Genomic DNA, 25727 nt, shown 5'->3' with positions numbered 1-25727 from the left:
AACATCGAGCACGTCGCCACGAACAAGTGGCTCGGCCTCGAGACGCCGCCCTCGGACGGGCGCTTCTGCCGCTTCCGGTCGCACCAGCACGGCATTCGCGCCCTGGCTCTGCTGCTGCAGAGCTACCAGGACCGGCATGGGCTGCGCACGGTGCGCGGCATCGTCGCGCGCTGGGCACCGAGCAGCGAGAACGACACCCGCGCCTACCAGGCGGCGGTCGCCGCGCGCCTCGGGGTCGGGCTCGACGATCCGATCGACCTGCACGAGGCGGCGACCATGCGCGGGCTGGTCGAGGCGATCATCGGCCACGAGCTCGGCGGCATGCCCTACGCGCCGGACACCATCGCCGAGGGCCTGCGCATGGCCGGCCTGGTGCAGCCCGGCCTCGCCCACAGCGGCACCGTGCGCGCGGCCGCGGGCTCGGTGGTCGCCGGCGTCACGGCGGCGGCGGTGGTCGATGCGGTCACCACGCTCGCGCCGCACGCGGACGGCCTGGCGTCGGTGCTGCGGGCGCTCGGCCCCTGGGGCGTCGCCGCCGCGGTGATCGGCGTCGCGGCCTGGACCATCCACCAGCGGCTGCAGCGGCAGCGGGAGGTCACCCGATGACGGACCACGACCGCGAACTCGGCACCATCGTCACCCGCCTGACCGAGATCGAGCGGCGCCTGGCCGAGGGCGACAAGGACATGCGCGAGCTCACCCGCACCGTCACGGAGCTGGTCAAGGCGATGGCCGGGCTGACGGCGCGGCTATCGCTGGCGGCCGGCGGCGTGCCGGGCGCATCGCCTGCCATCCCGGCGACGGGTGCGGCGGCGGCCGGCGGCATCGTCGGCGCGGCGGTCGGCGCGAAGCTCGCCTCCTGGCTCGGCCTCGGCTGACCGGCCATGGGCGTGTTCGACGATGCGCTGGCGGTGCTCGCCGCCGACCCCAACCTCGGCGTCGAGGCGACCTACCGCGCCGCGGGGACCAGCGCGGCCGTGTCGCTTCGCGTCTTGCGTTCCAGCCCTGATCGTGTGGTGGACGCCTTCGACACGCCGCTGCTGCGCGCGACCGACGTGCTGACCGTCAGCATCGCCCTGCTGCCGGCCATCGAGGCGGGCGACACCTTTACCCTTGGCGCGGACCTGTTGACGGTAGACAGCGCGGAGCGGGATGCCGCCGGGGTCGCCTGGCGCGTGCTCTGTCGGCGGTAGGCCGTGCGCCTCACCGCTGTCGTCGGCGACCTGCGCAAGGCCCTGGCCGAGGAGGTTCGCGCCGGCGAGCGCGCCGCCTCTCGCGCCGTGCGCGCCGAGACGGACGCCCTGAAGACTGAGCTCCGCGGCCAGGTCACCGCCTCGCTCGGCGGCAAGGCGCGCGGCATCGCCAATGCCTGGCGCTCCCAGATCTTTCCGCGGACCGGCGTGTCGATGCGCGCTGCCGGCCTCGTCTGGAGCAAGACGCCGTTGGTGATCGATGCCTTCGAGCGCGGCGCGCTGGTCCGGCCGAAGGGCGGCGGGCGGTTCCTGGCGATCGCCACCAGCTTCAACGCCGCCCGCGGCTGGCGCGGCCGCGGCGATAAGGGGCTCCGCGTCACGCCGGCGCAGATGGTCGCCTCTGGCCAAGGTTTCTTGCGGCCCTTCCGCTCCGGCCGCGGCTTCGTCTGGTGCCTGCCGCTTCGCCAGGGCGCGGCAACGGGCCGACGGCGGCGCACCCGCCTCATCGCCGGCGGCGTCGCCGAGGTCGGCACCGCCAACCGCAAGGGCCGCGAGGCCTGGGCGCGCGGCCTGCTCGAACAGGGGATGGTGCCGATGTTCCTGCTGCTGCCGCAGGTGAAGCTGGCCAAGCGGCTCGACGTGCGCGGGGCCTCGCTCCGCGCCTTGCGGCGTCTGCCGCGGCGCTTCGTGGCGGCCTGGGAAGCCGAAGCTGGGAGGTCCGGGTGAGTGTCCGCGAGACAGCCCTAGCCGCCCTGTACACCCGCCTGGGCGCCGCCCTGGCCGCGCGGAACCCCGCCCCAAAGGTCCTCCGCAACGAGACCGTGCGGCAGCGCCTGCCCACCGGCGGGCTAGTGGTGGTCCGCGATGGCGAGACGGTGGAGGAGACCGCGATCCTCTCGCCACTCGCCTGGGCGGTCGAGCACCGCGCCGAGGTCGAGGTCGTCGCCGCGACGGGGGCGCTGCTCGACACGCTGCTGGTCGACATCGCGGCCGCGATCGCCGGCGACCGCACCCTCGGCGGGGCGGTCGAGTGGGCGCAGCCCGGCGCGCCTTCGTTCGACGACGTCGAGGCCGAGGGCGCCGCCGCGGCGCGCGCCGCCTCGGTCCCCGTCACGCTGTCCTTCACCGTCGCCGGCTCGCCGCTGGCCTGACCCCGCTCCCGGAGACGCCCCATGCCCCGTGCCATCGGCGCGAACTCGCGCCTGCTCATGATCCCCGAGGTCACTTATGGCACCGCCCCCGGTGGCAACTGGCGGCGCGTGCCCTTCCTCTCCTGCAACCTCGGCGCCGAGCAGCCGCTGCTGGACGCCGACGTCATCGGCCTCGGCGGCAATCGCGATCCCGCCGCGCCGTTCTTCGACACGGTCACGGTCGAGGGCGACGTCGTCGTGCCGGTGGACCTGATCAACATCGGCCACTGGCTGCGCCTGCTGCTCGGCGCGCCGACCACGACCGGCACCAACCCCAACTTCACCCACACCTTCGGTTCGGGTGCGGCGACGCTGCCCTCGCAGGCGATCGAGATCGGCTATCCCGACGTGCCGAGCTACGATGTTTGCGCCGGCGTGCGTGCGGACGCGCTGGAGATCGATTTCTCGCCGACCGGCCCCGCCACCGCGACGATCAAGCTGATCGCCCAGGGCTCGACGCGCTCCGGATCGTCCTCGGGCGGCACGCCGGTCTCGGCCGCCTACACCGCCTTCAACAAGGCGCAGGGCTCCATCTCCCGCGGCGGCTCTGCGCTGGCGCAGGTCACCGGCGCGCGGCTCGCCTACTCGAACAGCGTCGAGGCGGTGCGCACCATCCGCGCCGACCGCAAGATCGAGGGCGCGGATCCCGGCATCGCGCGCGCCACCGGCCAGATCACCGCGCGCTTCGCCGACACCACGCTGCTCATTCAGGCGCAGAACGGCACCGCGGCGGAGTTCGCCTTCGCGTTCACCATCGACGCGAACCGCAGCCTCACCTTCACGCTGCACGAGGTCTACCTGGCGCTCGCCAAGACGCCGATCGAAGGGCCCGCGGGCGTCGAGGCGAGCTTCGAGTTCCGGGCGGCCTTCAACGCCACGGCGACCCGGATGATGACGGCGGTGCTGAAGAACCAGCAGGCGGGGACGGAATACGCCTGAGCATGCGGCGCACCGTAACGATGGGTGGATTGAGTGGCTTGAGGGCGCCAAGGCCATCGTGTAGCCGGCCGCGACGCTTGCTTCGCTTGACCAACTAGGCGATTTATCGGGGGAGCCGCAGCGACGGTCAGCCAAATTAAGCCCCGAAGAGCCGTCCCGATGATCAGACTTCCGCGCGCATTCCTGTCCCATAGCTCAACAGACAAAGAGCTTGTGGGTGAAGTCGCTAAATCATTGGGCAGAGCGGCCGTCGTTTACGACGCTTTTGAATTCAATGTTGGCGATGAGTTCAGAGACGCCATACTGGCAGGACTTTCAAAATCTGACATATTTGTGCTTTTCGCCAGCCGCCGCGCACTACAGCGTGATTGGGTTAAGTTCGAAATCCTCACGGCGAAAGAGGCTTTGACGAGGCAAGCGCTGAGCCGAGTCCTTACCTTCATCATTGACCCTGATCTTGACCTCGGCAGTATTCCCGAGTGGATGAAGTCGACGCTGATCGTACGCCAGGAGCATGCGGGTCTGATCGCGGTCGAGATCCGCCGGATAATTGGCCAGCGGTTGAAGGACGCACTTCCGTCCTATTTCGTGGGGCGGCGAAACGAGATCGAGCAGGCGCTCGAACTAATTTCTGGCTTCACAGATCCTGACCAGCGGCCACCTCTGCTCGTCTACGGTTTGAAGGGCATCGGGCGACGGTCACTTGTCCAGGCCATCGCGCGGGACAACTTGTCTTATGCAACAAACGTCCACATCGCGCTCAAGGCTGGTGATCTCTTGCCAGAGACGTTCATTCGCCTTTCGGACGCTCTGTCGCCAGGGGGTGTGAAGAACTTCGCTGACCTTCTCGCCGAGCAGGAGGCGAAAGCGCAGGAGGTCCTCCTGGCTGACATCGTTCACCTGATAAAGGTCGCGTGCGCATCGGGCACACTGCCGGTCTTGGTGGATGATGGCGCCTTGGCGCAGCAAAATGGCGTGCTCCGCCCAGAATTCGAGGCGCTATATCGTGCAGTCGAGGCCGATCGCGAGGCGGACGCGATGATTGTCGCAGGAAGGCGGCTCTACGGCAGCGGTGGCGCGAGCTTGCCGGCGTTACGGGTGCCAGAGTTGGACCAGTCCTCAACGTAGAATCTTCTTCGGATCGCAGGGCGGGACATGGGCATCGTCTTCGACCGTGCTGGTCTAGCATCGATAGCCACCTATTCGCGTGGATATCCGCCCGCGGTTCGGTTCGCCCTGGACGAGGTACGAGCCAGGGGCATCGCTCAGGTGGTGGCGAACCAGCGAGCAATCGTTAACTTCAGCGCCGAGCTGTTCCTTCGTCAGCTGAAAGAGACAAGCTCAATCAACGCTACCATGGAGACAATTCTGAGGGTGCTTTCTGCCTTCAGCCCTCTGCCGCTGAGCGTCATCGCGGACTACTGCGGGGTATCTGGCGCGGAGGCGAGCGAGAACATCGACCACTTGCTTGACCTCGCCTTTGTGCTCCCGGACGGGCTCCACCTCCGCATCAGCGAGCCGCTGCGGGACGCTGCGTACCGGGCTTTCGACGGTCTGACGATCGATAGCGCCCGAGTTGCCGACCTGCTGGACGCTTATCTCCGTGCCGAACCCGATGATGACGCGCGACTGAACCTCGGGCAGACAATCTTTAGGGCAAGCCTGCTGTCGGGCTCTGGGTCGGAATCTCGCTTCGCCGTTGGGTTCGCGTCTGACCTGATTCAGGTAGCAACGCAGAGCTATCACGATCAAGACTATGATCTAGCTATCCGCTATGGGGCATCGGCGCTTGCGGCACGGCCCGACAACGTCGACGTCAGACGTTATGTGGCGCAGGCCTTGATCCGGCGGGAGCGCTTCCAGGAGGCGGAGACGCACATCGACGCCTTGGTTGGGCTGGGAGAGCTGAAGGAGGCCTTCTACGTTCGTGGCTTTGCGGCGCGCCGCAAGCGTGAGTACCGCGACGCGATCGAGGCATACGAGAAGAGTCTTGCATATGGGCGCGGAGGCGTCGCAATCCACCGCGAACTCGCCAGCAGCTACTTCGAGTTGGGCGACATGCCAAAGGCTGAACACCATATCCGGCAGGCGGAGGAGAGATCGCCTCACAATCGCTACGTCGTCGATCTACGCTGCACGATAGCGCTTCGCCTCGGCGATTTGGAAACGGCTGGACGCACGCTCGCTATCCTGGAGCGCGTCGATCCCAGTGGATTTGCCGACCATCGCCGTTCGACGTTCGAACAAGCACGAGGTGCACCGGAAGCGGCGTTGGCATTCGCCGAGTCCGCCAATCGGAAGATTGCGCATCCCACCTTCGAGGTAATGGCTAACCTCGCAAACTGCGAGATAGAAGCGGGCAAATCGACATCAGCCATGTCGACCTTGACCGACATCCAGCAGAAATTCGGTGGCGCGAACCACGACGCTCAAACAGGACTCCGCTGCAAATACGAGATCCGTTTCGGGAGCGTGCAGGCAGCAGAGGGGTTATGGAACACGCTTCGCAACCCAGGCACGCCCGTGCATACCGGGCTGCGGCTATCGATTCTCAATCGAAAAGCCGCCGAAGCGGGCCTGAGCACTAGGGAAGAGGCGGAGCGCCAAGAGCTTATTGCGAAGCAGTCTATCGCTGAGCTCGAACGCAACGAGCGGATGCTGGGCTCGGTTCTCTCCAGGTCAGAATAGGTGCGGCCGGGCCGAGGTATCCCCTCCGCGAGCAACGCGGCCTTGCGCCCACGAACGAACATCGCGCATCCATACTGACGTCCACCATCGCTTCGGGTGATCTAGGCAGGCAAGTTGCTGCCTTCGCGGCGGCCTTCGCTCGAAATGTAGGACCGCACCTCGCGCAGAGCCGACGATCTTGAACGTCTGCCCAGGATGTCTGCACGCCCAGCGTTACCCGACATCCCGGCTGAATACCCACGGGCCATCTACGTATCGAGTACGGCTGTAGCGCTCGACGCCCAGTCTGCCACCGCGACGCGCCGGTTTATCGCGCAAGCCTTGCTGTTGAGGCTGACCGCTGTTCTGCGCCCGCTGCACCGGGCTCTGCTGATCCGCATTGCCTGCCTTCTTGAACGGAGAATCGCATGCTCACCCTCGACCTCCCGGCCGAGCCGTATTGGCTCGACCTGCCACGCGGCGTCCGCGTGGAGATCCGACCCGTGACGACCGCGGTCATGGCGGCCGCCCAGGCAGCCGCCGCGCGCCGTCTCGCCGCGATCCGCATCGCCGATCCGGATCTCGACCCCGACATGTCGCGCGGCCTGTCCTTCGCCTTCCTGGTCAAGGCGCTCGCCCGGCATGCCGTCACCGCCTGGCAGGGCGTCGGCGATTCCGCCGGCAAGCCGCTGCCGCTCTCGCCCGAGGCGGTTGAGCGCTTGATGGACCTCGACGACATCGCCGCCGCCTTCTGGGACCGCGCCACCGCCCCCGTCGCCGCGGTGGCCGCCGAGGGAAACGGCTGAGGGCCCGCGCCGCCTGGCACTTCGGCCGCGGGCCCGAATACTGCCGGGGCTGCGCCGCCCTCGGCCGCGACTGCGCCGATGCCTGCCCCTATGCCGCGCACGCCCCCACCAGCCTTGAGGGCCACGCCTGCTGGGCCGCTGGCACGGCCTGCGCCGAGGTCACCATGGCCGGCCTGACGCTCGACACCGCCGGCGCGCTCGCCGCGGCGCGCGATCTCGGTGCGTCCGGATGGGCCGCCGCCGAGCTGCTGCTCGCCATCCGCATCGGCATGGCCGAGGGCAGCGCCGCCCGCCGTGACGGGGAGGGAAAGCCGAATGGCTGATGCAACCCGCCGCGTCTCGGTCCGCCTCTCGCTGGACGACGCTGCCCGGGTCAAGGCCGGGCTGCGTGAGGTGGGCGAGACCGGCCAGCGCTCCCTCGACCAGATCAAGGGCGGCGCCGAGCGCGCCTCCCGGTCCCTCGAACTGCTGGACGTCGCCACCCGCGGCATCCAGATCGCCGGCGTGGCGGTCGCCGCGCGGGCCCTGGTCCAGGCCGGCGACGCGCTGACCCAGGGCCTCTCCCGCCTGCAGAACGCCACCGGCTCGGTCGAGCGCGCCGGACAGGTCTACGAAGCGCTGTACCGCAACGCGCTCTCCACCGGCGTTGCGGTCTCCGAGAGCGTCGACGCCTTCCAGCGCTTCTCGATCGCCGCCCGCGAGATCGGCGCCACCTCCGACCAGGTGGTCCGCCTCGTCGGCGGCTTGCAGCGCGTTGCCATCGTCTCCGGCGCGTCGACCCAGGAGATCAGCAGCGCGACCCTCCAGCTGGCCCAGGCGCTGGCCTCGGGCGTCCTGCAGGGCGACGAGCTGCGCTCCATCCTCGAGGCCATGCCGCTGCTGGCCGAGGGCCTGGCCCGCGAGCTCGGCGTTTCGATCGGCGAGCTCCGCAAGCTCGGCAGCGAGGGCAAGCTCACCGCCGAGCGGGTCTTCCCCGCGCTGCTGCGCGCCACCGAGCGGCTCGGCGCCGAACTCGATCGGGCGCCGCTCTCGCTCGGCCGCGCCTTCGGGCAGCTGAGCGCCGCCACCGAGAACTTCCTCGGCCAGCTCGACCGCGCCATCGGCCTGTCCAACGCGCTCGCCCGGGCGCTCTCGGCCGCCGCCCGCGCCGTGGACAGCGTCCGCCAGGGCGCCGGCCTGCGCAGCGAGGAGGAGCGCCTCGCCGGCCTCCGCCGCCAGGCCGAGGCGCTGTCGGCGCAGATCGGCCGCCTGGAGAGCGAGGGCGACGGCCGCGACAGCCTGCGCGCCCCGGTCCGCCGCGGCAGCATCCGCCCCGGCCTGGTCGGCACCGCCGAGCAGCAGGCCGGCGTCGACAGCCGGGCGCGGCTGGAGGAGCTGCGCCGCGACTACTTCGCCACGCTGGCCGAGATCGACACCGCCGAGCGGGAGTCGCTGAACCGGCGCCTCGAGGAGCAGGAGCGTGCCGGCCAGGCCGCGGCCGACGCCCGCCGGCGCCGCGCCACGCAGGACGTCCAGGACCTCACCCGCGACCTCGACGACCGCTTCCGGATCAACCGGGAGTACGAGGAGCGCGTCCGCCGGCTGCGTGAGGCCGAGGCAGCCGGCGCGGTCACCGCCGCCGAGCGCACCCGCCTCGTGACGCTCGCGCTGCAGGAGCGCGACGAGGCGCTGCGCCGGCTGGAGCCGCGCATCGCCGCCGTGCGCCGCGCCAGCACCGAGGGGGCGCGGGAGGCGCGCGACGCCGAGCGGCAGCTCAACGACCTGCTGCGCGAGCGCGAGCGGCTGATCCAGGACAACGAGACAGCCTATGAGCGCTACCAGCGCCGGCTGGAACGGCTCGCCGACCTGGTGCAGCGCGCCGAGCGCGCTGGCCGGCCGATCCCGGACGAGACGGTCGGGCGGGAGGCACAGCGTGCGCTGGAGGATCTGGAGGAGGCCGAGCGCCGGCTGCTGCGCAGCACCGAGGGCACGCGGGAGGCAGCGCGGGAGTTGGGCTTCGCGTTCTCCTCCGCCTTCGAGGACGCGATCGTGCGCGGCGACAAGCTCTCGAAGGTCATGCAGGGTCTGCTGCAGGACATCACGCGCATCATCGCCCGCCGCACCATCACCGAGCCGCTGGGGAACGCCGTCTCGGCCGGCCTCACCAGCCTCGGCGCCGGCAGCTGGTTCGACGGCATCGGCTCCTGGCTCGGCGGCCTGTTCCGCGCGGAGGGCGGGCCGGTCGCGGCCGGTCAACCCTACATCGTCGGCGAGCGTGGGCCGGAGTGGTTCGTCCCCGACCGCGGCGGCACCGTGCTGCCGAACGGCGTCGCGCCGGGCGGGCCGGTCATCCAGCAGACCATCAACATCGACGCCCGCGGGGCCGATGCCGGGGTCGAGGCGCGGCTGCGGCTGCTCGCCGGGCAGATCGCGCGGCAGGCCTCCGCCATGACGCTCGACGCGATCCGCCGCGGCGGCAGCGCCTACGAGACGGTGCGGGGATGACCGAATACGCCTGGCCGGAGGCGCTGCGCCCGACGCGGCTGACCTTCTACCTGCAGCACAACACCACCCGCTTCGTCTCGCCGGTCACCCGCGCCACCCAGGTGCTCCGCCGCGAGGGCGCGCGCTGGGTGGCGCAGGCGACGTTCGATCCGCTCGACCGTGTGCGCGCGGGCCTGCTCGAAGGACTGCTCGCCGCGCTGGCCGGCTCGGTGAACACTGTTCGCATCTGGGACTGGCGGCGCGAGTTCCGCACCGGCGATCCGCGGGTGCAGGGCGACGTGCCGAGCGGGCCGTTCTCCTACTCCGACGCCACCATCTTCACCGACGGCACCGGCTTCGTGGTCGGCTCGGGGAACCCGGCGCTGGCGGCAGGCGCGCCGCGTGGGGCGCTCGCGATCCAGACCCAGGGCTGGTGGCCGAACGCTGTCGCGGTCGGCGCGGGCGACCTCATCGGCTTGGCCGGGCGGCTCTACATCGCGACCGAGACGGTGACCGCCTCCGGCGCCGGCACCGCCACCATCCCGATCGCACCGCCGCTGCGCGAGGCGCTGCTGATCAACCAGCCGCTAGTGCTGACCAGGCCCACCGTCGCCATGCGCCTGGTCTCCGACGACGAGGCCGCCAACTCGACCCGGCCGGGGCGCTTCACCGCCATCACCATCCGCCTCGAGGAGGCGCTGTGATGCCCGACACGCACGGCACACCGCGGCTGTCGCCGCACGCGGCCGCCTCCGCCACCTCGCCGGTCGCGGCACCGGTGGTGCTGGTCGAGCTCGACTTCGCCTCCGGCCCCTTCCGCGCCTGGACCGGGCTCGGCCAGCTGCACTGGGCGGGGAAGGTGTTCGAGGGCGTGGGCTCGATCGGCGCGGTCGGCGAGGTCGAGGAGACGGTCGAGCTCCGCGCCGTGCGGCTGACCCTTGCCCTGTCCCCGGTGCCGCAGGAGGTGGTGGACATCGCCCTCGCCGAGCGGAGCTTTCGGCTGCGCCCGGCCCGGCTGTGGGGCGCGCTACTTGACGCGGAGGGCACCTTCGTCGCCGACCCGTTCCCGCTCTGGGCCGGGCTGATGGACACGATGGAGGTGACCGACGGCGCCGAGCCCCGCGTCGCGCTCACCTGCGAGAGCCGGCTCGTCGACCTCGAGCGCGCCGAGGTGCGCCGCTACACCGACGCCGACCAGCAGGCCGAGTATCCCGGCGACCGTTTCTTTGAGTACGTCCCCGCCCTGCAGGAGGCGGAGATCCGGCTGCCGGCCCAGTGACGCGGCGGCCGGACTGGGCGGTGCGGCTGGCAGCGCTGCTGTCGGCGGTGGAGACGCGCCCCTTCGACGCCCATCGCTGGAACTGCGGTCGCTTCGCGCTGGCCGCGGTGGAGGCGATGACGGGAGAGCGGCCCGCCTTCCAGGTGCAGCCCGACCTCGTGGCCACCGCCGACAGCGCTGGCTTTCCGCGCATGCCGCCGCTGCTGGCTCGCATGGGCGACATCGTCCTCGCGCCCGATCCCGACCGCCTCGGCGTGGTGCTCGACGCCGGTCGCGTCGCCTTCGTCGGACCGCGCAGCCTGGTCCGCGCGCCGATCATCCTCTGCACCATCGCCTGGAGGATCGGCTGACATGCCCGCCGCCGTTCCGCTGATCGCCGTCGTCGCCGGCGGGGTCGCCTCCGCCGCGGTCGGCGGCGGCATCATCGGCGCGATTGTCGGCGCCGGCGCTGCCTTCGTCGTCTCGACCATCGGCGCCTCGGTCTTTCCGGCCAAGCGCCCGACCGCGCCGACGTCCTCCACCGCGCTGCGCCCGGGCGACGATCCGAGTGCGCCCGGCGCCGGCCGCACGCAGTCCTTCCGCCAGCCGATCACCGAGCACCAGATCGTCTTCGGCCGCTGCAAGGTCGGCGGGCCGATCGTCTTCATCCACTCGGCGACCGACGACGCCGGCCGCGCCGATGGCTGGTTCTACGCCGTCATCGTCCTCGCCGCGCACCGCGTCCGCGCCATCGGCGACCTCTGGCTCGGTGACACACTGGCCACCGATTCGAAGTTCGCCGGCCTGGTGCGCGTCGATCGCCACCTCGGCGACCCCGACCAGGCCGCGAACGCCAACCTGATCGCCGAGACCAGCGGCAAGTGGACCGCCGAGCACCGCGGACGCGGCCGCGCCTATGTCGCCGTGCGGCTCAAGATCACGGCGGAGGCCTTCCCCTCCGGCCCGCCCAACATCGCCGCGCTGGTCGAAGGCGCCGACACGATCCTCGACCCGCGCACGGGCGCGACGGGCTGGTCGGACAACCCGGCGCTGTGCCTCGCCTGGTACCTGACCGCGCCCTTCGGCTGGAAGGCGTCCTGGGACGACATCGACATCCCCGCCCTCATCGCCGCGGCCAACATCTGCGACGAGCTGATCGGCACCCGGGCCGGCGTCACCGAGCGCCGCTACACGGTGAACGGCCGCGTCTCGCTCGGCGAGGGCAAGATCGCCATCACCCGCAAGCTCGTCGCCGCTATGGCCGGCGCGCTGGTCGTCTCGGGCGGGCGGTTCTTCATCCATGCCGGTGGGCCGGCGCTGCCCGCGGCGACGCTCACCTCGGATGATCTCCGGGGCGACGTGACCATCCAGGGCAGCCGGCCGCGGCGGGATCTCTTCAACGGGGTGCGCGCGGTCTACGTCGACCCGGCGAAGAACTGGCAGCCGACCGATGCCCCGCCGCTGCTGGCCTCGAACTACGTGGCCGAGGACGGCGGCGAGGCGATCTACCGCGACCTCGAGTACCCGCTGACCACCTCGGTCGCGACCGTCCAGCGCCTGATGAAGGCCGAGCTCGAACGGATCCGCCGCCAGCGTGAGGTGGCCTTCCCGGCCAACCTCTCGGCCCTGCGGCTGCGGCCCTGGGACGGCGTGACCGTCGCCCTCGACCGGGTTGGACCCTTCCCGGCGCGCGTGACCGGCTGGCGGCTGTCGCCGGACGGCGGCGTGGACCTCACCCTCTCGGAGGAGGACCCCGCCGTTTGGGACTGGAACCCGGCGGTGGACGAGCGCGCCGCCGGCGACAGCCCCTCCGTGGTGCTGCCGAACCCCGGGGTCATCGCCGCCACGGCCTCGATTGCGGTGGAGACGCCCACCGGCAGCACCTTCGCCGCTCTCGGCGTGTCGTGGTCCGCGGTCGGCAGCGCGTATCTCGCCGGCTACGAACTGGAGTTCCGCCCCGCCTCCGTCGCCACCTGGCAGGGCTACGGTGGCGCCCTGGGCGCGACTGCGGCCTCGATCCCCACCACCGAGCCGACCGCCTTCCGGGCGCGCGCGGTGGCCCGCAGCGGGGCGGTGTCGGGCTGGCGGGAGGCGGCCATCTCTGGCGCCGTCACCGCGCCCGCCGCGCTCGGCATCACCGGCGGGGTGCGGCTGTCCGGCGGGTTCCCCGCCGAGGCGGTGCGCCTGCAGGTGTTCGAGGCCAGCAGCAACAGCCTGGCTGCGGCCGTGAAGCTGGCCACCGAGCCCACCGCGCTGCCCTGGGACCGCACCGGCCTCACCGCCGGCCAGACCCGCTGGTACTGGCTCCGCGCCGTCTCCGCCGAGGGGAACGTCTCGGCCCTCGTCGGGCCCGTCACTGCGACCGCGCTGTAGGAGGCGACATGGCCGCCCGCATCGACGACCTGATGGTCCTCGGTCAGAACATCTCCAAGACCGACCTCGCGAAGTACCTGCGCGACCGCGAGGCGGTGCTGCCGCGCGACTTCGGCGGCCTCGGCGATGGCGCCGCCAACGACCGCGTCGCCATCCAGGCCTGCTTCGACCGCGCCGCAGCGGACGGGAAGTTCGCCGTCATCCCGCCCGGCACCTGGAACGTCGATGCCGGCGTCACGCTCGGCGGTGGTGCGCGTGGGCTGATCATGCAGGGGGTGATCCAGTACACCGGCGCCACCAACGCGCCGGCCACCGTGCTGACGCTGGGCGACGGCGGCACCACCCGCAACGGCGAGAAGCTCTATCTCAACCTGCAGGTCACCCGGCAGATCCAGTCAGACTGGGCGAGCGAGGCCGACATCGGCATCCTCGCGCGCAACCTCGACTCCTCGCTGCTCGACCTCCGCCTGGTCTCGGGCTTCACGATCGGACTGCGGACGCTGGGCGATGGGCGCGGCTTCGAGGACACGACGCTGATCCTCGGCCGCATCCTGAACAACCGCTACGGGCTCGACGCCCACTGTGCCACCGCCACGGCCTGGAACACCTCGATCCGCTACTATGGCGGCCATTTCGCCTGCGCGACCGGAATCAACCCGACCCTCGACCGCTTCGGGGTGCGCTTCTCGCGCCAGGCCGGGGCCTACAACAACCACAACCGCCACATCTTCGACGGGCCGAATTTCGAGCTCCGTCAGCTCGACCCGAACGTCGCCATCCCCTTCCTGAACGAGACGGGCGGCACCGCGATCATCGCGCGGGGGATGCGCATGGAGGCCTGCTCGCCGATCGCGGCGCGGCACACCGGGGCAGCGACCGACTGCGAGTACGAGATCGCCTGGGCGCAGACCTACGCCATCGGCATCGACTACACCGCGACCGCAACCCGCGCCGGCAACGCGGTCTACAACCGCCACCGCGCGCCGGCGTCGCGGCTGACGCGGCTGCTGGCGAACCTCCCGAACCTGCGCGCCGCGGCCTTCCGCCAAAGCAACACCGAGATCGGCGTGGAGGGCGCCTGCATCATCGCGACCTCCACCACCACCGAGACCACCATGGCGGCGCTGTCCTGGAACGGGCTCGACGGTATCGCCGCGACCGGGCGGGGGCTGTTGCTCAACGCCAACCGTGGCGTCGCCTTCGTGGTGCAGACCACGCACGCGAAGGAATTCGCGCTGGCGCACTGGCTGGTCGGCGGCGCCGATGGCGGGCGGCTCTGCGTCCGCTGCTTCGACGGCGCTGGCACGGTGCGGGAGAACCAGCCGCAGGACGTGCTGGCCTCCGGCACCACGGTGCAGTGGGACACCCCCTCGAAGAGCTGGCAGGCGGGTGCGGTGATGCAGGACAGTTCGCTCAACCGGCGGCAGACGGTGCGGCTCGGCGCAGGCGTCGCCTTCGCGCAGATCGGCATCATCGGCTTCGACGGGCAGATCGAGCTCGAGGCGCTGCGGCTCTACGGCCTGCCGGAGGACGCGCCGGCGGTGCTCTACGGCTGCCCCTCAGTGCCGGCGGGGACACGGACGCTGGCGCTGGAGACCAACTGGGACCTGCCGAGCCTTGGCCCCGGCGCGACGGCCAACGTCGACGTCACGGTCCCGGGCGCCCGCCGGGGCGACTTCGCCGACGCGTCGCTCGACACGAGCAGCATCGCCTTCGTGCTGGACTGCCATGTGTGGTCGAACAACAGCGTGCGCGTGACGGCGCGGAACGTCAGCGCGTCGACGGTGGACTTGGCCGCGGCGCCGTTGGCGGTGCAGGTGACGAAGCGGCGGATCTCGTGAGCTTGAGAGAACGTCGTGCAGGCCAGGGGCAAGGACTACGTGGCGACGAAGCTCGCCGTGCGCGAGGCGGTCTGCGCCGAGCGGTGGAAGCAGGCCAACGAACGGCTCGGGCGGATCGAGGTCGTGCTGGCGGCCATCGTGCTGCTGCTGCTGGTCGGCGAGGGTAGCGTCATCGCGGTGCTACGCAGGATGCTAGGTGGATGGGCGTGCCCGGCAGCAGAGCCAACCGGGCACGCCCCATCCTTCTCGGCCGGCCCTATGGCGGCCAGCCTGGTGGGCACCAGCGGGTTCGCCGCCATCCCCACCACCGCCATTGATCCGCCCCTCGTGCGGCGTCTCCGGCGGTCCCCGCGCTTGAAGGGTCCGGGTCCCCGTCGCCAGCAAGGTGGCCGGCTAAGTCAGTGTCGGTCCATCGCAAATCCGACGTGCGAGCGCGATCGAGCGTCGATTATCGCGGCGTCTCCTCGTCCAACGTCGCCGCCGACACGATGGCGCGGAACTCGTCCCGCACCTCCGGCTGGTGCCGGCCGAGCCAGCGCGCGACGGCGTCATTGCCGAGCAGCTTCGCCACGTAGCCCCGCGCCAGCACGAGCTGCATCACGTTCCGGTTGTAGGTCTGCTCGATCGCCTTGAAGCGCGACTGGACGAGCGACATTTCCTGCTCCATGCGCGCGATCTGATCCATGGACAGGCCGCGTACCTTCTTCGGCTGGGCGGGATCGACCAGATGGGCCGCTGGCGTCGCGGCTAGCAGCGCCTCGGCGTAGGTCGCAGAGAAGTTGTTGACGCTCAGCATCAGCTCGGCGCACTCGATCTGGCGGGCGGGCTTCATCTTGCGCAGGTGCCGCGTGACGTCCTGGTGGAAGTGTGCCTCCTTCAGCAGCTCCACCGCCTCTGGGCAGATACCGGCCAGCAGGTCGCGCTTCCGGCGGATGGTGTCGATGTCGAGGTCAAGCGCGCGAGCCAGCCGCTCTTCCGACACGCCGCGCTCCAGCGCGCGCAGGATCATGAAATGCTCCTGCACCGTCGCAAGCCGGTTCACCCGCTTGTTGTACGTATACCCCTCGTCGTCGCGCGACAGGAGGCAGGCAATCTTGGGCCAGCCGAGCGCTCGCGCGGCGGCCAGGCGGAGGTGGCCGTCGAGCACCGCGCACAGCCCGCTCCGCGCGTCCGGCTGCGTGACCGACAACGGCTCAATCAGGCCGATCTCCTGCATCGACACCCGGATCTGCTCGAACTTCCGCGACCTCGGAACGTCCTTGCCCAGGAGGCGCGACGGCAGCAGCCGGTCGAGGGTGAGGTGGAGGATGTCGCGGTCGAAGGCCTCGGTCAGGTTCGTCATCGTCGTCTCCGCCCGGCCGTCACCCGGACCTGCCGCGCACCAGCTCGTCGATCGCCTTGGGCAGCGTCGGCAGGCCCTCCGCCCGTAGCAAGTCAACGAAGTGCTCGTCCCGCAGCAGCCCCCCGAGCGCGGCCGCCAGGAAGGCCAGGCGCTGCTCGACCAGGTCGGCCTTCCGGATCAGCTGCTTCTGCCGCTCGACCTCCTTGTTGTAGGCACGGACGAGGACCGCCGAGCTGAACCTCGCGCCCTTTGGCCTGGCCGCGCCGGCGCGGCCGGTCGCCTTGCCGTAGAGACCGCGCACCTCAATGAGGCGGCGCGCAGCGAGCAGCTTGCGGCCGCGCAGGTCGCCGCTCTCGTAGGCCGCCTGGAGCACCTGCTGCACCTCCTCGCTGCCCGCGCCCGCGATGGCGATTGCCGTGGTGATGGGAATCCTGTGGTCCTCCACCGCGATCAGCAGGCGCTCCTCGCCCCGATCCAGCAGGGTCAGCACTCCCTTTATCCAGCTGACATCGAGGCCGGTCTTCCGCGCGATCGCTTGCGGTTCGTGGCCGCGTTGTTGCAGGGCGCGGATCGCCTCGAGCTGTTCCATCGTTCGTGGCGCCCGCCTCGCGATGTTCTCCACGAGGCTACGGACGAAGGCGTCTTCGTCGGAGGACGCGACGATGATCGCCGGGATGGTGCGCTGCCCAAGCGTCCGGAATGCCTCGACCCGACCCTGACCGCAGATCAAGAGATAGCGGTCCCCGCGCTGCGTCACCGTGATCGGCTTCTTGAGGCCAAGTAGCCTGATCGACGCAACGAGCTCCTGGAAGACCTTCTGCTTGCGCTCGCGCGGGTTGAGGACGTCGATCAGATCGACTGGCACGTCCTGCACGCGCTCAGCGTCGGGGCCCGGCGCGGAGAAGGAGGCCGCGCTCATGCTGCCCGCCTAACTGGCGCGCGCTCGGCGAGGCGGTAGAGCGGCGCCAGGTCGTCCACCCGGTAGCCGTCGAGATGCGTCCCGTTGCGCTCCCCGAGCCTCATCTGTTCCACCGCCAGGTCCATCCAGGGCAGCAGGTAGTAGTCGAGCTCCGCCGTGTTGGCGGCATCCAGGCGCACCGCGACGGTGATGTCGGGACACAGGCCGGTATCCAGCCGCAGCTTCCAGCGCAGCGCACCGCCGTGCGTCACCGTGCAGCGGGCCAGGATCAACGAAACACTGAACTCGCCGTTCACCCACAGCAGGTCCGTCGCCGGATCCCGCTCGATCTGCGCACCTAGCGCGAGCATCGCCGCCTCGGTGCGTTGGACGACCTCGGGGTGAAGCCGGCGCAGGAAGCGGTTGGTCTCCAGGTAGCGGTAGTCCCGGTCCGGCGTGAAGCCCACCAGCTGGTAGGCCCGCATCAGGCTGCCGAAGCGCTGGCCGAAGGCGCTCGACGACGGCATCCCCTCCACCTCGTCGATCAGGATGGCCGACAGGAAGCCACGCGCCTGATAGAGCTGGCCGAGGCGGTCGAGCATCTCAGCGTCGGTGAAGCGACGCGACCGCTCGCGGATGATCCCCTGCGCGGTAAAGAACATCTCCGCCGGTACGACCGCCTCGAAGGCGCCGGAGCGTCGCACCCAGGCCTCCGGCGGGTTCCGGACGCGCCGCTGCTTCAGCTTGAACGAGACGCGGTTGTACACGTTGCTGCCGATGTACTTCTCGTTCGTCAGGATCTGGTGGACCGTGCCGCGGGTCCAGGGGCGGCCGAGGTCGGTGCGAACGCCCTCCTCGTTAAGCCGGCGCGCGATCGTCGCCTCGCTTTGGCCCTGCTCGACGAAGGCGCGGTAGATGCCCTCGACGATGGCGACCTCGTCGGTGGGCCCGGGGCGGAGCACCACGCGGTCGGTCTGCAGACTCTTTTGCTCGCCGCGGCGCAGCTCGCCCTTGGGCGCGCCGGACTGGTCGAGCAGGACGCGGCGCAGGCCGAAGCCAGCCGCCCCGCCCTGCCGGAAGCCGAGCTCGATCAAGCGGCATTGCCCCGCGAAGACCTTCGTGGAGAGCTCGCGGCTGTACTCGCCCGCCATGGCACGCTTGACGCCCTTGACGATGGTGGCGACAGGCGAGCCGTCATTGTCGAATTGCTCGGCGCAGTAGACGACCTTCAGGCCGGCCTGCTTGCAGAGGAATTCGTAGTAGGCGCTCTCGTCGGCGTCCTGGAAGCGGCCCCAGCGGCTGACGTCGTAGACGAGGATGAGCTCAAAATCGACACGGCCGCTGCGGACATCGTCGAGGAGCCGCTGCAGCCCCTCACGTCCGCCGATGTTCAGCCCGCTCTTGCCCTCGTCGGCATAGGTACGGACGATAGCGATGCCGCGGCGCTCCGCGTAATCGCGGATCCGGTCGGCCTGGTTCTCGGTCGAGTACTGCTGATGCTCGGTCGACATGCGCACGTACTGCGCAGCGCGGACCGTGCAGTTCACGTTTTCCTCGCCCGGCAGCCCGTTGTCGTGCCGCGGTCGCACTCGTTCCACCCTTCACAAGTGGGCGGTAGCCCGCATCGCCTACCTCCGTGCCGGCATGCGCATCGGAGGCGCTGCAGACCCTCGCGCCCTCACACCCTCGATGCCCTGAACCTAGCAGGAAGGGCATGGCAGGATGTTGCCAAGGAACGAGGGCGGCGGGCCGAAAAGCGGCAAGAAGTTGCCAGAGGAAACGCTGGGCGCTTGTCGTGCCCCAGATTACACAGCGACCATCGCACGCGCGCTGCGTCAGGGCGTGGGAAGCGGGGGCGGCGCCGCGAAGCAACTCGAACGCTGGACAGGCGCCAGCAATCGGACAGTCCGCGGCTGGCTGTCGGGTGCCCGTGGGCCCAGCGGCGAACACCTCGTCCTTCTTGCTCGCCGGTCAGACGCGGTGCTCGAAGCCCTCATGGCATTGGTCTTTCAACCCGGTGAGAGCGGAGAGGACGTGGTCGATACCGCGCGCCGCTTGATCGCGACCGCCTTGGTGACGCTCGACAGGAGGGAGAAGCGGGACGTGTCAGGGCGGAGCCGCAAGGGATCCGGGTGACGCGATGCCGCAGCTTTCTGAGCGGCCCTTGATGCCGGTCAGCGGGCTGCGGCGGCCGCTTCGACATGCGGTCGGTTGCTGACCGCTGTCAGTGCTGAGCTCTCGGCCACTTGACCAGGCCGGTCAGTTTGATGCACCCAATAGGTGCATCATCCTTGACCTCCCCGAGTCGTGGACATATATTTCGCTTCGAAGAAGCTCGAGAAGCTGTGCTCTGACAGTCGGGAGGCCGTGAAGGTCCTCGGGGCTGATAGTGCGCGAAAACTCCGCGGGCGGCTTGCCGATCTTCAGGCTGCAGACACGGTGTCCGAGCTCGTGGCGGGTCGCCCGCATCCGCTGACCGGGAACCGCGCCGGGCAGTTCGCGCTCGACCTGGCCGGAGGTCAGAGGTTGGTCTTCCAGCCGAAGCGAGCCGGGGCTGCGAAGGCGCCCACCACGCCGGACTGGAAGCGCGTTACAGCCGTCGAGATCATATTCATCGGGGACTACCATGACTGAATCCTCCTTCGCCCCGGACTGGGTCTCCTCGCCCGGCGAGACCATCGCTGACGTGTTGGAGGAGCGCGGGTGGACGCAGGCCGAGCTCGCCGAGCGGCTCGGCTTCACGCGCAAGCACGTCAACGATCTCGTCCAGGGGCGGACGACCCTGACGCCTGACGCTGCCGTCAGGCTTGCCACGGTTCTTGGCTCGACCGCCGGGTTTTGGCTGCGACGCGAGGCTCAGTTCCGGGCGGCGTTGGAAGCGCAGCGGACCCGCCAGGAGCGTCTGGAGCAGACGGCGTGGCTCGATGAACTGCCGCTCCGAGACATGACTGCCTTCGGCTGGCTGGAGAAGGATAAGGACCGCGCCGAGCAGGTGAACCACTGCCTCCGGTTCTTCGGGGTCGCGTCTGTGCACGCGTGGAGGCAGCGATACGAAGCCCCCGTCGCTGCTTTCCGTGCGGCGAAGGGCCGGTCGATGGAGGTCGGTGCGGTCGCCGCGTGGCTTCGCCAAGGTGAGCGGGCCGCCGAGGGGCTGCCGTGCCAGCCTTTTGACGAGGCCGGTTTTCGTGCGGCCTTGCAGGACTTCCGGGCTCTCACGACGGAGACGTCGCCGGCGCGCTTCACCGATGCGCTAGTCCGGCGCTCAGCCCAGCACGGAGTCGCCGTGGTCTTTGCGCCTGCGCCGAAGGGGTGCCCGGCCAGCGGGGCGACCCGGTGGCTGTCCCCTGACCGCGCGCTTCTGATGCTTAGTCTGCGCTACCGGACCAACGACCACCTGTGGTTCACGTTCTTCCACGAGGCCGGGCACATCCTCCTCCACGGCAAGAAGACCCAGTTCGTCGAGGGAATGGAGGCGCTGGACGAGGCCAGCGAACGCCAAGCGGATGCCTTCGCGCGGGACCTCCTCATACCCCCGGCGTCCGCCCGAAAGCTGAAGGCGCTCGCGGACCGCGGCGCAGTCTCTGCGGCTGGAGTTCAAGCCATAGCCAACGAGATTGGAGTGGCTGCCGGCATTGTCGTCGGTCGTATGCAGAACGAGGGTTGGCTGCCTTGGACGCACCTCAACAAGCTGAAGGTATCGTACACCTGGGCAAAGCCTTCGGCTGAGAAGTAGGCGGGGCCACCTCTTCTGTCGTCGCCCCGCCGCGGCGTTCGTCTACGCCCGCCCTCTCCAAGGCAACAGGTCGGCGACGGTTCGAATCCGGGTGCACTCCCTCCCGCTGGCACCGAGAACGTCGTGCTCTCAGCCCTTCACCGCGCCGGCCGAGAGGCCCGCGGTCAGCCAGCGCTGGATCGACCCAAACAGGATGAGGCTCGGTGCGAGCGCGAGAACGGCTATGGCCAGCATCATCCCGTATTCGGTGCGTGCCTCGTCCGTCATGCTCATCAGGCCGACCGGGATCGTCTGGAGGTTGGGGCTGGAGACGAGCATCACGGCGAAGAGCAACTCGTTCCAGGAGTTGATGAAGCCGTAGATTGTCGTCGCGACCAGGCCCGGCAGCGCCACCGGCAGCACCACCCGGAAGAGTGCGCCGAGGCGCGTGCAGCCATCGATCATGGCCGCTTCCTCAAGCTGCTCCGGAATGGCGGCGTAGAAGCTGCGCATCGTCATCACGCTGAACGGTAGGAGCATGATGACGTAGATCACCACCAGCGCCCCGCGGGTGTTCAGCAGGCCGAGTGCTGCGAACATGGTGAAGACGGGAACCAGCATGACCACCGGCGGCAGGAGCTGGGCGGCCAGGAAGAGCATCAGCACGAGGGAGCGGCCGGTAAAGTCGAACCGCGCCATGGCGTAGCCGCCGACCACCATGAGCGCGATCAGCACCAGGCACGTACCCCCCGCGGCGAAGAGACTGTTGAGGTAGAGCTGCCCGAGGCGCGTCTCCGTCAGCGCCCGTGTGTAGTTCTCGAAGGTCGGATTGTCCGGCCAGTAGGCGATCGGGAAGGCGAACAGCTCGCCGGGCCCCTTCAGCGAGGAGACGACAAGCCAGTAGATCGGCAGCAGCGTGAACGCCAGGAAGCCGGCGACGGGCAGCCAGATGGTGAAGAGCCGGCCCCATCGGATCCGCAGGGCCGCGCGAGGCTGCGCCGCTGCTTCCCGGCTCACGAGGACGGCGGTGCCCCTGGCCATGCTCAACGCCCTCCGAGACGGCGCAGCTGCCACCAGGCGGCGCTGAACGCCACCAGGACCAAGCAGAGCGCCACGGAGAGCGCGGCGGCGTAGCCGAACTCGCCGCGTTGATAGGCCACGTCGAAGATGTAGATCGGCAGCGTCTTGGTCGCGTCGATCGGTCCTCCGCGTGTCATCGTCAGGATCAAGTCGATGAAGTTGAAGGTCCACAGGGCGCGCAGCAGCGTGGAAACCACCACCGCGTCCAGGATCAGCGGCAGCGTCACGTACCGGAAGCGCTGGACGGCGCTGGCGCCGTCTATGTGCGCGGCCTCGTAGAGCTCAGGCTCGATGGACTGCAGGGCCGCGAGCAGCACGATCGCGAAGAAGGGCGCGCCGCGCCAGGCGTTGGCCAGCAGCAGCATCAGCCACGTCGTCTCCTCGTGGATACCCCAGGCGACCGGGAAGTCCACGGCGCCGGCGCGCAGCAGCAAGTCGTTCACCACGCCGATCGTGCCATCGAAGATCCACAGCCAGATGATGCCTGTGACCACCCCCGACACAGCCCAGGGTGCGAGGATAACGGTTCGCACGAGGCCACGCCCGCGGAAGCTCTCGTTGAGCACCAGGGCCATGCCGAGGCCGAGCAGGAACTGCGGGATCACGCTGCCCCCGACCCAGATCGCCGAGACCCTGAGCGAGTGCCAGAAGGTCTCGTCCGCGATGACGCGGGCGAGGTTCCCCGCGCCGACCCATACCATCAGTCCGCCGCGATAGGGCTGGTAGTCGTAGCCCGAAAGCCAGATCACATAGGCGATCGGATAGATCGCCCCGGCGCCGACCAGCACGACAGCCGGGGCGATCAGCGCCCAGGGGAGGGCGTGGCGCCTCATGCAGCACGGGCTCGCAGGTCGTTCAGCGCGGTCGCGATCGCCTGCGCCTGCTGCGCCGGCGTCTGCCGCCCGAGCAGCGTGCGCTGCACCTGCTCGGGGGCGAACTGCGCCTGGAAGCTGGCATAGCCGGGCAGGTGCCGCGGATGGCGCAGCAGCTGGTCGGTCGCACGGATCATCGCGATCGGCGCCTGGTACTTCGGCGCGCGCAGCCACTCCGCATCCCACACCGCCATGTTGGCCGGGATCGCGCCAAACTCGCGGTTCCAGAACTCCATGTTCTCGCGTCGCAGCACCCAGCGCAGGAACTCCCAGGCGGCGTCCTTCTGCCGCGAGGCGGCGTTTACCGAGAAGCCGTTCCCTGCGTAGTAGAAGTACTGCCCCGCGGGGCCGGCCGGCATGGCCGCGACACCCAAATTCGCCTCTCCGACGCCCTCTGCCAGAGTGGACAGGCCGATGCCCCAGCCCATGACCATGGCCACCTGCCCGGCGGCGAAGGCGTTCGTCTGATCTTGGAAGGTGCCGGTGGCCGAGGCCGGCGGTGACACGCGGTCACGTTGATAAAGCGCGATCCACTTCTCCAGCCCTTCCACATGGCGCGGCCCGGCAAGCACGCAGCGGCCCGCGGCATCGAAGAAGCTGCGGTCCACCCCGGTGCCGCCATGGTTCAGCATCCAGGTACTCCATTGCTGGAACTGCCATCCGGTGCCGCCGAGCACGAAGTAGCCGTAGCGATTCCGGCGCGCGTCCGTCAGCTTGATCGCGGCGCCGCGGAAGGCCTCGATGGTGCCCGGCGCCTCGCCGATGCCTGCTTCCTGGAACAAGCGGCGATTGTAGTAGAGCGAGTAGGCCTCGACCATGTAGCCGACATAGAAGGCCCGGCCACCCATCATCCGTGCAATCTGCATGGAGCCCGGCACGATCTCCTGCTCGATGCTCGTGCCGGCGAGCAGCGGGTCGAGGTTCTCCAGCCAGCCGCCGCCGGCGAACTGCGAAATCCACGCATCGGACATGGCCAGGCAGTCCGGGCCGGCGCCGCCGGCGAAGGCGGTGGTCAGGCGTGGGATTGCCTGCACCTGCGGCACGACCTGCATCTCCACCTGGACCGCGCGCTGACCTTCGTTGAAGCGGTTCACGAGGATCTGCATACCGCGCTCGCCGCCCGCGAAAGGCCAGGCGAAGGTGATGCGGGCTGGCGCGGATTGCGCCCCTGCCCCGAGCGGCAGCGCGAGCGCGCCGGCCGTGGCCAGCAGCCCGCGACGTGATGTGCGGATGGTCATTTTCCTCTCCTCCCCTTCCATCCCGCGCTTCAGCGGGTGAAGCGTGGCTTCGCCGTCAGTACCTCGGGGTTCGCGAGATGCGCCGGCGAGCGCCCCGCTCGTATGGCCTGCACGGCTGCGATGCAGGCGGCGCCGATGGCGGCGAAGCCCTGGTCGGTCCAGGATAGGCCGTGCGGCGCCGCGATGACGTTTGGGGCGGCGAAGATCGGATCGTCCGGCGCCGGCGGTTCAGGCTCGAACACATCCAGGCCTGCGCCTGCGATCCGCCCTTGCACGAGCGCCGCGGCAAGGGCCGCCTGATCTACCAGCGCGCCGCGCGCCGTGTTGATCAGGAAGGCGCTCCGCTTCATGCGCCCGATGCGCCCGGCTGAGACGATGCCGTGCGTCCCGGGCGCGAGGGGGGCATTCACCGCCAGCACGTCGCTCGACTCGAACAGCGCATCCAGGCCGACCATCTCCACGCCGAGCGCCACGGCGCGCGCGGGATCGGCGTAGGGGTCGTGCGCGACGAAGCGCATGCCGAACGGCGCCGCGAGCCGGAACATCTCCGAGGCAATGTTGCCCAGCCCGAGCGAGCCGAGCACCCGACCCTCGAGACCGACCCCCATCGCTTCCGAGCGGCGCGCGAAGCCCGGCGCGCCGAGCCGGGCGAGCTTGTCCTTCTCGGGCAGGCGGCAGGCCAGGGCGAGCATGAGGGCGATGATGGCGACCGCCACCGGCCGACGGACCGCGTCGGGGGTGATGGAGACCGGAATGCCTGCCGCGCTGCAGGCCGCCGTATCCACCTTGTCGAAGCCGACGCCGAAGCGCGCGACGAGTTTCAGGCGACCATCCGCCGCGATGCTTGCCGCCGTGAAGGCCTCGCCGAGCAGGATCAGGGCGTCGAGCCCCGCGGTGTCCTCGGCGGCGATCAGCCCGCCGCGCGGGGGCAAGCGCCGCAGCGCGATCTCGGGGTCCCGCTCCAGTGGCAAGAGGTCGAAGTCGGGGAAGGCGGGCCTGCCATCCGCCCGCAGGAACCCGGCCGAGAGTCCGACGGCGAAGGACATCATGCGCTCCCGCGCAGCGCGGCCACGCCCTCGGCGATGCGCCCCTGCAGCGCGGCGGTGTCGCTGAACAGCGCAATGGTGTCGTAGCCTTCCTCCGCCAGTCGCTTCGCCTCTGCGATGCTGCCGGCCATGCGCCCGAGCGCCTTGCCATGCCGCTTCGCCGCGGCGATGACGCGGCCGCAGGCCTCGGCGAAGTCGGGATGGTCGAAGCGTCCTGGGATGCCGAGCGAGCAGGAAAGATCCATGTGGCCCAGCCACAGGCAGTCCACGCCGGGCACGGCGGCGATTGCCTCGGCGTTCTCGGCCCCCTCGCGCGTCTCGATCTGGATGACGATGGCGCGCGTCGCGTCCGCCTCGGCCATCTTCGCCGCGGGCGCGCCGGGCCGGTAGTTGTCGTGCGGGAGCATCATGCCGACGCCGCGCATCCCGCCCGAGGGCGGATAGGTCGCCCAGGCGACAACGTCCGCCGCCTGCTGCGCTGTGGAGACCAGCGGTGCCATGATGCCGTCCGCCCCGCCATCGAGGGCGCGGGAAACCTCGTTCGGGTGACGGTGCGGGACGCGGACGATCACCGGCAGGTCGGCCGCCCTCCCGCCGATGGTCACCACCCGCATCGTCTCGAAGCCGAAGCCCGAATGCTCCAGGTCGAGCACCAGGAAGTCGGCGCCGCCATGCTTCACCAGCAGGGGCAATCCGGGCGTGGCGAACTCCATCGCGAACAGACCGAGCTTCAGACCCGGCGCGGCAAGCATGGGGCGCAGTCGCTGGTGCGGCATGGCGGCCGTTTCTCTCCCTGATGGCGCGCGGTG

Annotated in this window: 26 protein-coding genes; 17 read left to right on the top strand and 9 right to left on the bottom strand. The window is 70.0% G+C overall.

Annotated elements, in window-relative coordinates; all coding sequences use genetic code 11:
- From J3S20_RS13715 to J3S20_RS13645, 16 genes are all read left to right on the top strand, one after another.
- A partial coding sequence (locus tag J3S20_RS13715) for a structural protein (protein ID WP_216837024.1) occupies positions 1–606 on the top strand: 606 nt, incomplete at its 5' end.
- Positions 603–878 carry a hypothetical protein gene (locus J3S20_RS13710; protein ID WP_007005774.1) on the top strand — a complete coding sequence of 92 codons (276 nt, stop codon included), beginning with the start codon at positions 603–605 and terminating at the stop codon, positions 876–878. The genes J3S20_RS13715 and J3S20_RS13710, both read left to right, overlap by 4 nt.
- 6 nt (positions 879–884) lie before the next feature.
- Complete coding sequence (locus tag J3S20_RS13705) at positions 885–1193, top strand: head-tail joining protein (RefSeq protein WP_216837023.1); 309 nt, start codon at positions 885–887, stop codon at positions 1191–1193.
- 3 nt (positions 1194–1196) lie between these two features.
- Positions 1197–1919, top strand: coding sequence for a DUF6441 family protein (locus J3S20_RS13700; RefSeq protein ID WP_216837022.1), 723 nt, complete (start codon positions 1197–1199; stop codon positions 1917–1919).
- Complete coding sequence (locus J3S20_RS13695; RefSeq protein WP_216837021.1) at positions 1916–2344, top strand: hypothetical protein; 429 nt, start codon at positions 1916–1918, stop codon at positions 2342–2344. The genes J3S20_RS13700 and J3S20_RS13695 overlap by 4 nt, the downstream gene beginning before the upstream one ends.
- Before the next feature lie 21 nt (positions 2345–2365).
- Positions 2366–3322, top strand: a complete 957-nt coding sequence (locus tag J3S20_RS13690) for a phage tail tube protein (RefSeq protein ID WP_216837020.1) — start codon at positions 2366–2368, stop codon at positions 3320–3322.
- Between the two features lie 159 nt (positions 3323–3481).
- The gene (locus J3S20_RS30240; RefSeq protein ID WP_246602739.1) at positions 3482–4450 is read left to right on the top strand and encodes a TIR domain-containing protein; all 969 of its coding nucleotides are present in this window, start codon (positions 3482–3484) and stop codon (positions 4448–4450) included.
- A 27-nt stretch (positions 4451–4477) separates the two neighbouring features.
- Positions 4478–6010 (top strand): tetratricopeptide repeat protein, encoded by a 1533-nt coding sequence (locus J3S20_RS30235; RefSeq protein ID WP_246602738.1) that lies wholly within the window; start codon positions 4478–4480, stop codon positions 6008–6010.
- Positions 6011–6417: 407 nt separating this feature from the next.
- Positions 6418–6795: a hypothetical protein gene (locus tag J3S20_RS13680; protein WP_216837019.1), complete on the top strand. Its 378-nt coding sequence runs from the start codon at positions 6418–6420 to the stop codon at positions 6793–6795.
- A 164-nt stretch (positions 6796–6959) separates the two neighbouring features.
- Positions 6960–7118 (top strand): hypothetical protein, encoded by a 159-nt coding sequence (locus J3S20_RS13675; protein ID WP_216837018.1) that lies wholly within the window; start codon positions 6960–6962, stop codon positions 7116–7118.
- The gene (locus J3S20_RS13670) at positions 7111–9279 is read left to right on the top strand and encodes a tape measure protein (protein ID WP_216837017.1); all 2169 of its coding nucleotides are present in this window, start codon (positions 7111–7113) and stop codon (positions 9277–9279) included. Before J3S20_RS13675 ends, J3S20_RS13670 begins: the two co-directional genes overlap by 8 nt.
- The gene (locus J3S20_RS13665) at positions 9276–9962 is read left to right on the top strand and encodes a hypothetical protein (RefSeq protein WP_216837016.1); all 687 of its coding nucleotides are present in this window, start codon (positions 9276–9278) and stop codon (positions 9960–9962) included. Before J3S20_RS13670 ends, J3S20_RS13665 begins: the two co-directional genes overlap by 4 nt.
- Complete coding sequence (locus tag J3S20_RS13660; RefSeq protein ID WP_216837015.1) at positions 9962–10537, top strand: hypothetical protein; 576 nt, start codon at positions 9962–9964, stop codon at positions 10535–10537. Before J3S20_RS13665 ends, J3S20_RS13660 begins: the two co-directional genes overlap by 1 nt.
- Positions 10534–10887: a DUF6950 family protein gene (locus tag J3S20_RS13655; protein ID WP_216837014.1), complete on the top strand. Its 354-nt coding sequence runs from the start codon at positions 10534–10536 to the stop codon at positions 10885–10887. Before J3S20_RS13660 ends, J3S20_RS13655 begins: the two co-directional genes overlap by 4 nt.
- A 1-nt stretch (position 10888) precedes the next feature.
- A complete protein-coding gene (locus J3S20_RS13650) occupies positions 10889–12889 on the top strand; it encodes a phage tail protein (RefSeq protein WP_216837013.1) in 2001 nt (666 codons plus the stop codon).
- 8 nt (positions 12890–12897) lie between these two features.
- The gene (locus J3S20_RS13645; protein ID WP_216837012.1) at positions 12898–14730 is read left to right on the top strand and encodes a glycoside hydrolase family 55 protein; all 1833 of its coding nucleotides are present in this window, start codon (positions 12898–12900) and stop codon (positions 14728–14730) included.
- A 35-nt stretch (positions 14731–14765) separates the two neighbouring features.
- On the opposite strand, the gene J3S20_RS13640 is transcribed toward J3S20_RS13645, so the two are convergent.
- From J3S20_RS13640 to J3S20_RS13625, 4 genes are all read right to left on the bottom strand, one after another.
- Positions 14766–14903 (bottom strand): hypothetical protein, encoded by a 138-nt coding sequence (locus J3S20_RS13640; RefSeq protein ID WP_216837011.1) that lies wholly within the window; start codon positions 14901–14903, stop codon positions 14766–14768.
- Between the two features lie 275 nt (positions 14904–15178).
- The gene (locus J3S20_RS13635) at positions 15179–16072 is read right to left on the bottom strand and encodes a plasmid partitioning protein RepB C-terminal domain-containing protein (protein WP_216837010.1); all 894 of its coding nucleotides are present in this window, start codon (positions 16070–16072) and stop codon (positions 15179–15181) included.
- Between the two features lie 19 nt (positions 16073–16091).
- The gene (locus J3S20_RS13630) at positions 16092–16991 is read right to left on the bottom strand and encodes a ParB/RepB/Spo0J family partition protein (protein WP_216837009.1); all 900 of its coding nucleotides are present in this window, start codon (positions 16989–16991) and stop codon (positions 16092–16094) included.
- On the bottom strand, positions 16988–18517 hold the full coding sequence (locus J3S20_RS13625) for a recombinase family protein (RefSeq protein WP_343215221.1): 1530 nt from the start codon (positions 18515–18517) through the stop codon (positions 16988–16990). The genes J3S20_RS13630 and J3S20_RS13625 overlap by 4 nt, the downstream gene beginning before the upstream one ends.
- A 1079-nt stretch (positions 18518–19596) precedes the next feature.
- Here J3S20_RS13625 and J3S20_RS13620 point away from each other — a divergent pair.
- Positions 19597–20703, top strand: coding sequence for a HigA family addiction module antitoxin (locus J3S20_RS13620; RefSeq protein ID WP_216837007.1), 1107 nt, complete (start codon positions 19597–19599; stop codon positions 20701–20703).
- 129 nt (positions 20704–20832) lie between these two features.
- Here J3S20_RS13620 and J3S20_RS13615 read toward each other — a convergent pair whose 3' ends face one another.
- From J3S20_RS13615 to J3S20_RS13595, 5 genes are read right to left on the bottom strand one after another with little or no spacing between them, the layout of a single operon-like run.
- The gene (locus J3S20_RS13615) at positions 20833–21723 is read right to left on the bottom strand and encodes a carbohydrate ABC transporter permease (RefSeq protein ID WP_216837006.1); all 891 of its coding nucleotides are present in this window, start codon (positions 21721–21723) and stop codon (positions 20833–20835) included.
- Positions 21724–21725: 2 nt separating this feature from the next.
- Positions 21726–22595: a carbohydrate ABC transporter permease gene (locus J3S20_RS13610; protein WP_216837005.1), complete on the bottom strand. Its 870-nt coding sequence runs from the start codon at positions 22593–22595 to the stop codon at positions 21726–21728.
- A complete protein-coding gene (locus J3S20_RS13605; protein WP_216837004.1) occupies positions 22592–23872 on the bottom strand; it encodes an ABC transporter substrate-binding protein in 1281 nt (426 codons plus the stop codon). Before J3S20_RS13605 ends, J3S20_RS13610 begins: the two co-directional genes overlap by 4 nt.
- 29 nt (positions 23873–23901) lie before the next feature.
- The gene (locus J3S20_RS13600; RefSeq protein WP_216837003.1) at positions 23902–24921 is read right to left on the bottom strand and encodes an NAD(P)-dependent oxidoreductase; all 1020 of its coding nucleotides are present in this window, start codon (positions 24919–24921) and stop codon (positions 23902–23904) included.
- Positions 24918–25694: an HpcH/HpaI aldolase family protein gene (locus J3S20_RS13595; protein WP_216837002.1), complete on the bottom strand. Its 777-nt coding sequence runs from the start codon at positions 25692–25694 to the stop codon at positions 24918–24920. The genes J3S20_RS13600 and J3S20_RS13595 overlap by 4 nt, the downstream gene beginning before the upstream one ends.
- Between the last annotated feature and the right edge of the window lie 33 nt (positions 25695–25727).

This window comes from Falsiroseomonas tokyonensis (genome assembly GCF_019024325.1).
Taxonomy (GTDB): Bacteria; Pseudomonadota; Alphaproteobacteria; order Acetobacterales; family Acetobacteraceae; genus Falsiroseomonas; species Falsiroseomonas tokyonensis.
This window is presented reverse-complemented; position numbering and strand designations above follow the sequence as displayed.

Coding starts and splice junctions, on each gene's coding strand:
- J3S20_RS13620 (WP_216837007.1), top strand. CDS start 19,597: ATGACTGAATCCTCCTTCGCCCCGGACTGGGTCTCCTCGCCCGGCGAG.
- J3S20_RS13650 (WP_216837013.1), top strand. CDS start 10,889: ATGCCCGCCGCCGTTCCGCTGATCGCCGTCGTCGCCGGCGGGGTCGCC.
- J3S20_RS13615 (WP_216837006.1), bottom strand. CDS start 21,723: ATGGCCAGGGGCACCGCCGTCCTCGTGAGCCGGGAAGCAGCGGCGCAG.
- J3S20_RS13690 (WP_216837020.1), top strand. CDS start 2,366: ATGCCCCGTGCCATCGGCGCGAACTCGCGCCTGCTCATGATCCCCGAG.
- J3S20_RS13645 (WP_216837012.1), top strand. CDS start 12,898: ATGGCCGCCCGCATCGACGACCTGATGGTCCTCGGTCAGAACATCTCC.
- J3S20_RS13635 (WP_216837010.1), bottom strand. CDS start 16,072: ATGACGAACCTGACCGAGGCCTTCGACCGCGACATCCTCCACCTCACC.
- J3S20_RS13680 (WP_216837019.1), top strand. CDS start 6,418: ATGCTCACCCTCGACCTCCCGGCCGAGCCGTATTGGCTCGACCTGCCA.
- J3S20_RS13675 (WP_216837018.1), top strand. CDS start 6,960: ATGGCCGGCCTGACGCTCGACACCGCCGGCGCGCTCGCCGCGGCGCGC.
- J3S20_RS13595 (WP_216837002.1), bottom strand. CDS start 25,694: ATGCCGCACCAGCGACTGCGCCCCATGCTTGCCGCGCCGGGTCTGAAG.
- J3S20_RS13630 (WP_216837009.1), bottom strand. CDS start 16,991: ATGAGCGCGGCCTCCTTCTCCGCGCCGGGCCCCGACGCTGAGCGCGTG.
- J3S20_RS13710 (WP_007005774.1), top strand. CDS start 603: ATGACGGACCACGACCGCGAACTCGGCACCATCGTCACCCGCCTGACC.
- J3S20_RS13670 (WP_216837017.1), top strand. CDS start 7,111: ATGGCTGATGCAACCCGCCGCGTCTCGGTCCGCCTCTCGCTGGACGAC.
- J3S20_RS13705 (WP_216837023.1), top strand. CDS start 885: ATGGGCGTGTTCGACGATGCGCTGGCGGTGCTCGCCGCCGACCCCAAC.
- J3S20_RS13640 (WP_216837011.1), bottom strand. CDS start 14,903: ATGACGCTACCCTCGCCGACCAGCAGCAGCAGCACGATGGCCGCCAGC.
- J3S20_RS30240 (WP_246602739.1), top strand. CDS start 3,482: ATGATCAGACTTCCGCGCGCATTCCTGTCCCATAGCTCAACAGACAAA.
- J3S20_RS13665 (WP_216837016.1), top strand. CDS start 9,276: ATGACCGAATACGCCTGGCCGGAGGCGCTGCGCCCGACGCGGCTGACC.
- J3S20_RS30235 (WP_246602738.1), top strand. CDS start 4,478: ATGGGCATCGTCTTCGACCGTGCTGGTCTAGCATCGATAGCCACCTAT.
- J3S20_RS13605 (WP_216837004.1), bottom strand. CDS start 23,872: ATGACCATCCGCACATCACGTCGCGGGCTGCTGGCCACGGCCGGCGCG.
- J3S20_RS13600 (WP_216837003.1), bottom strand. CDS start 24,921: ATGATGTCCTTCGCCGTCGGACTCTCGGCCGGGTTCCTGCGGGCGGAT.
- J3S20_RS13660 (WP_216837015.1), top strand. CDS start 9,962: ATGCCCGACACGCACGGCACACCGCGGCTGTCGCCGCACGCGGCCGCC.
- J3S20_RS13610 (WP_216837005.1), bottom strand. CDS start 22,595: ATGAGGCGCCACGCCCTCCCCTGGGCGCTGATCGCCCCGGCTGTCGTG.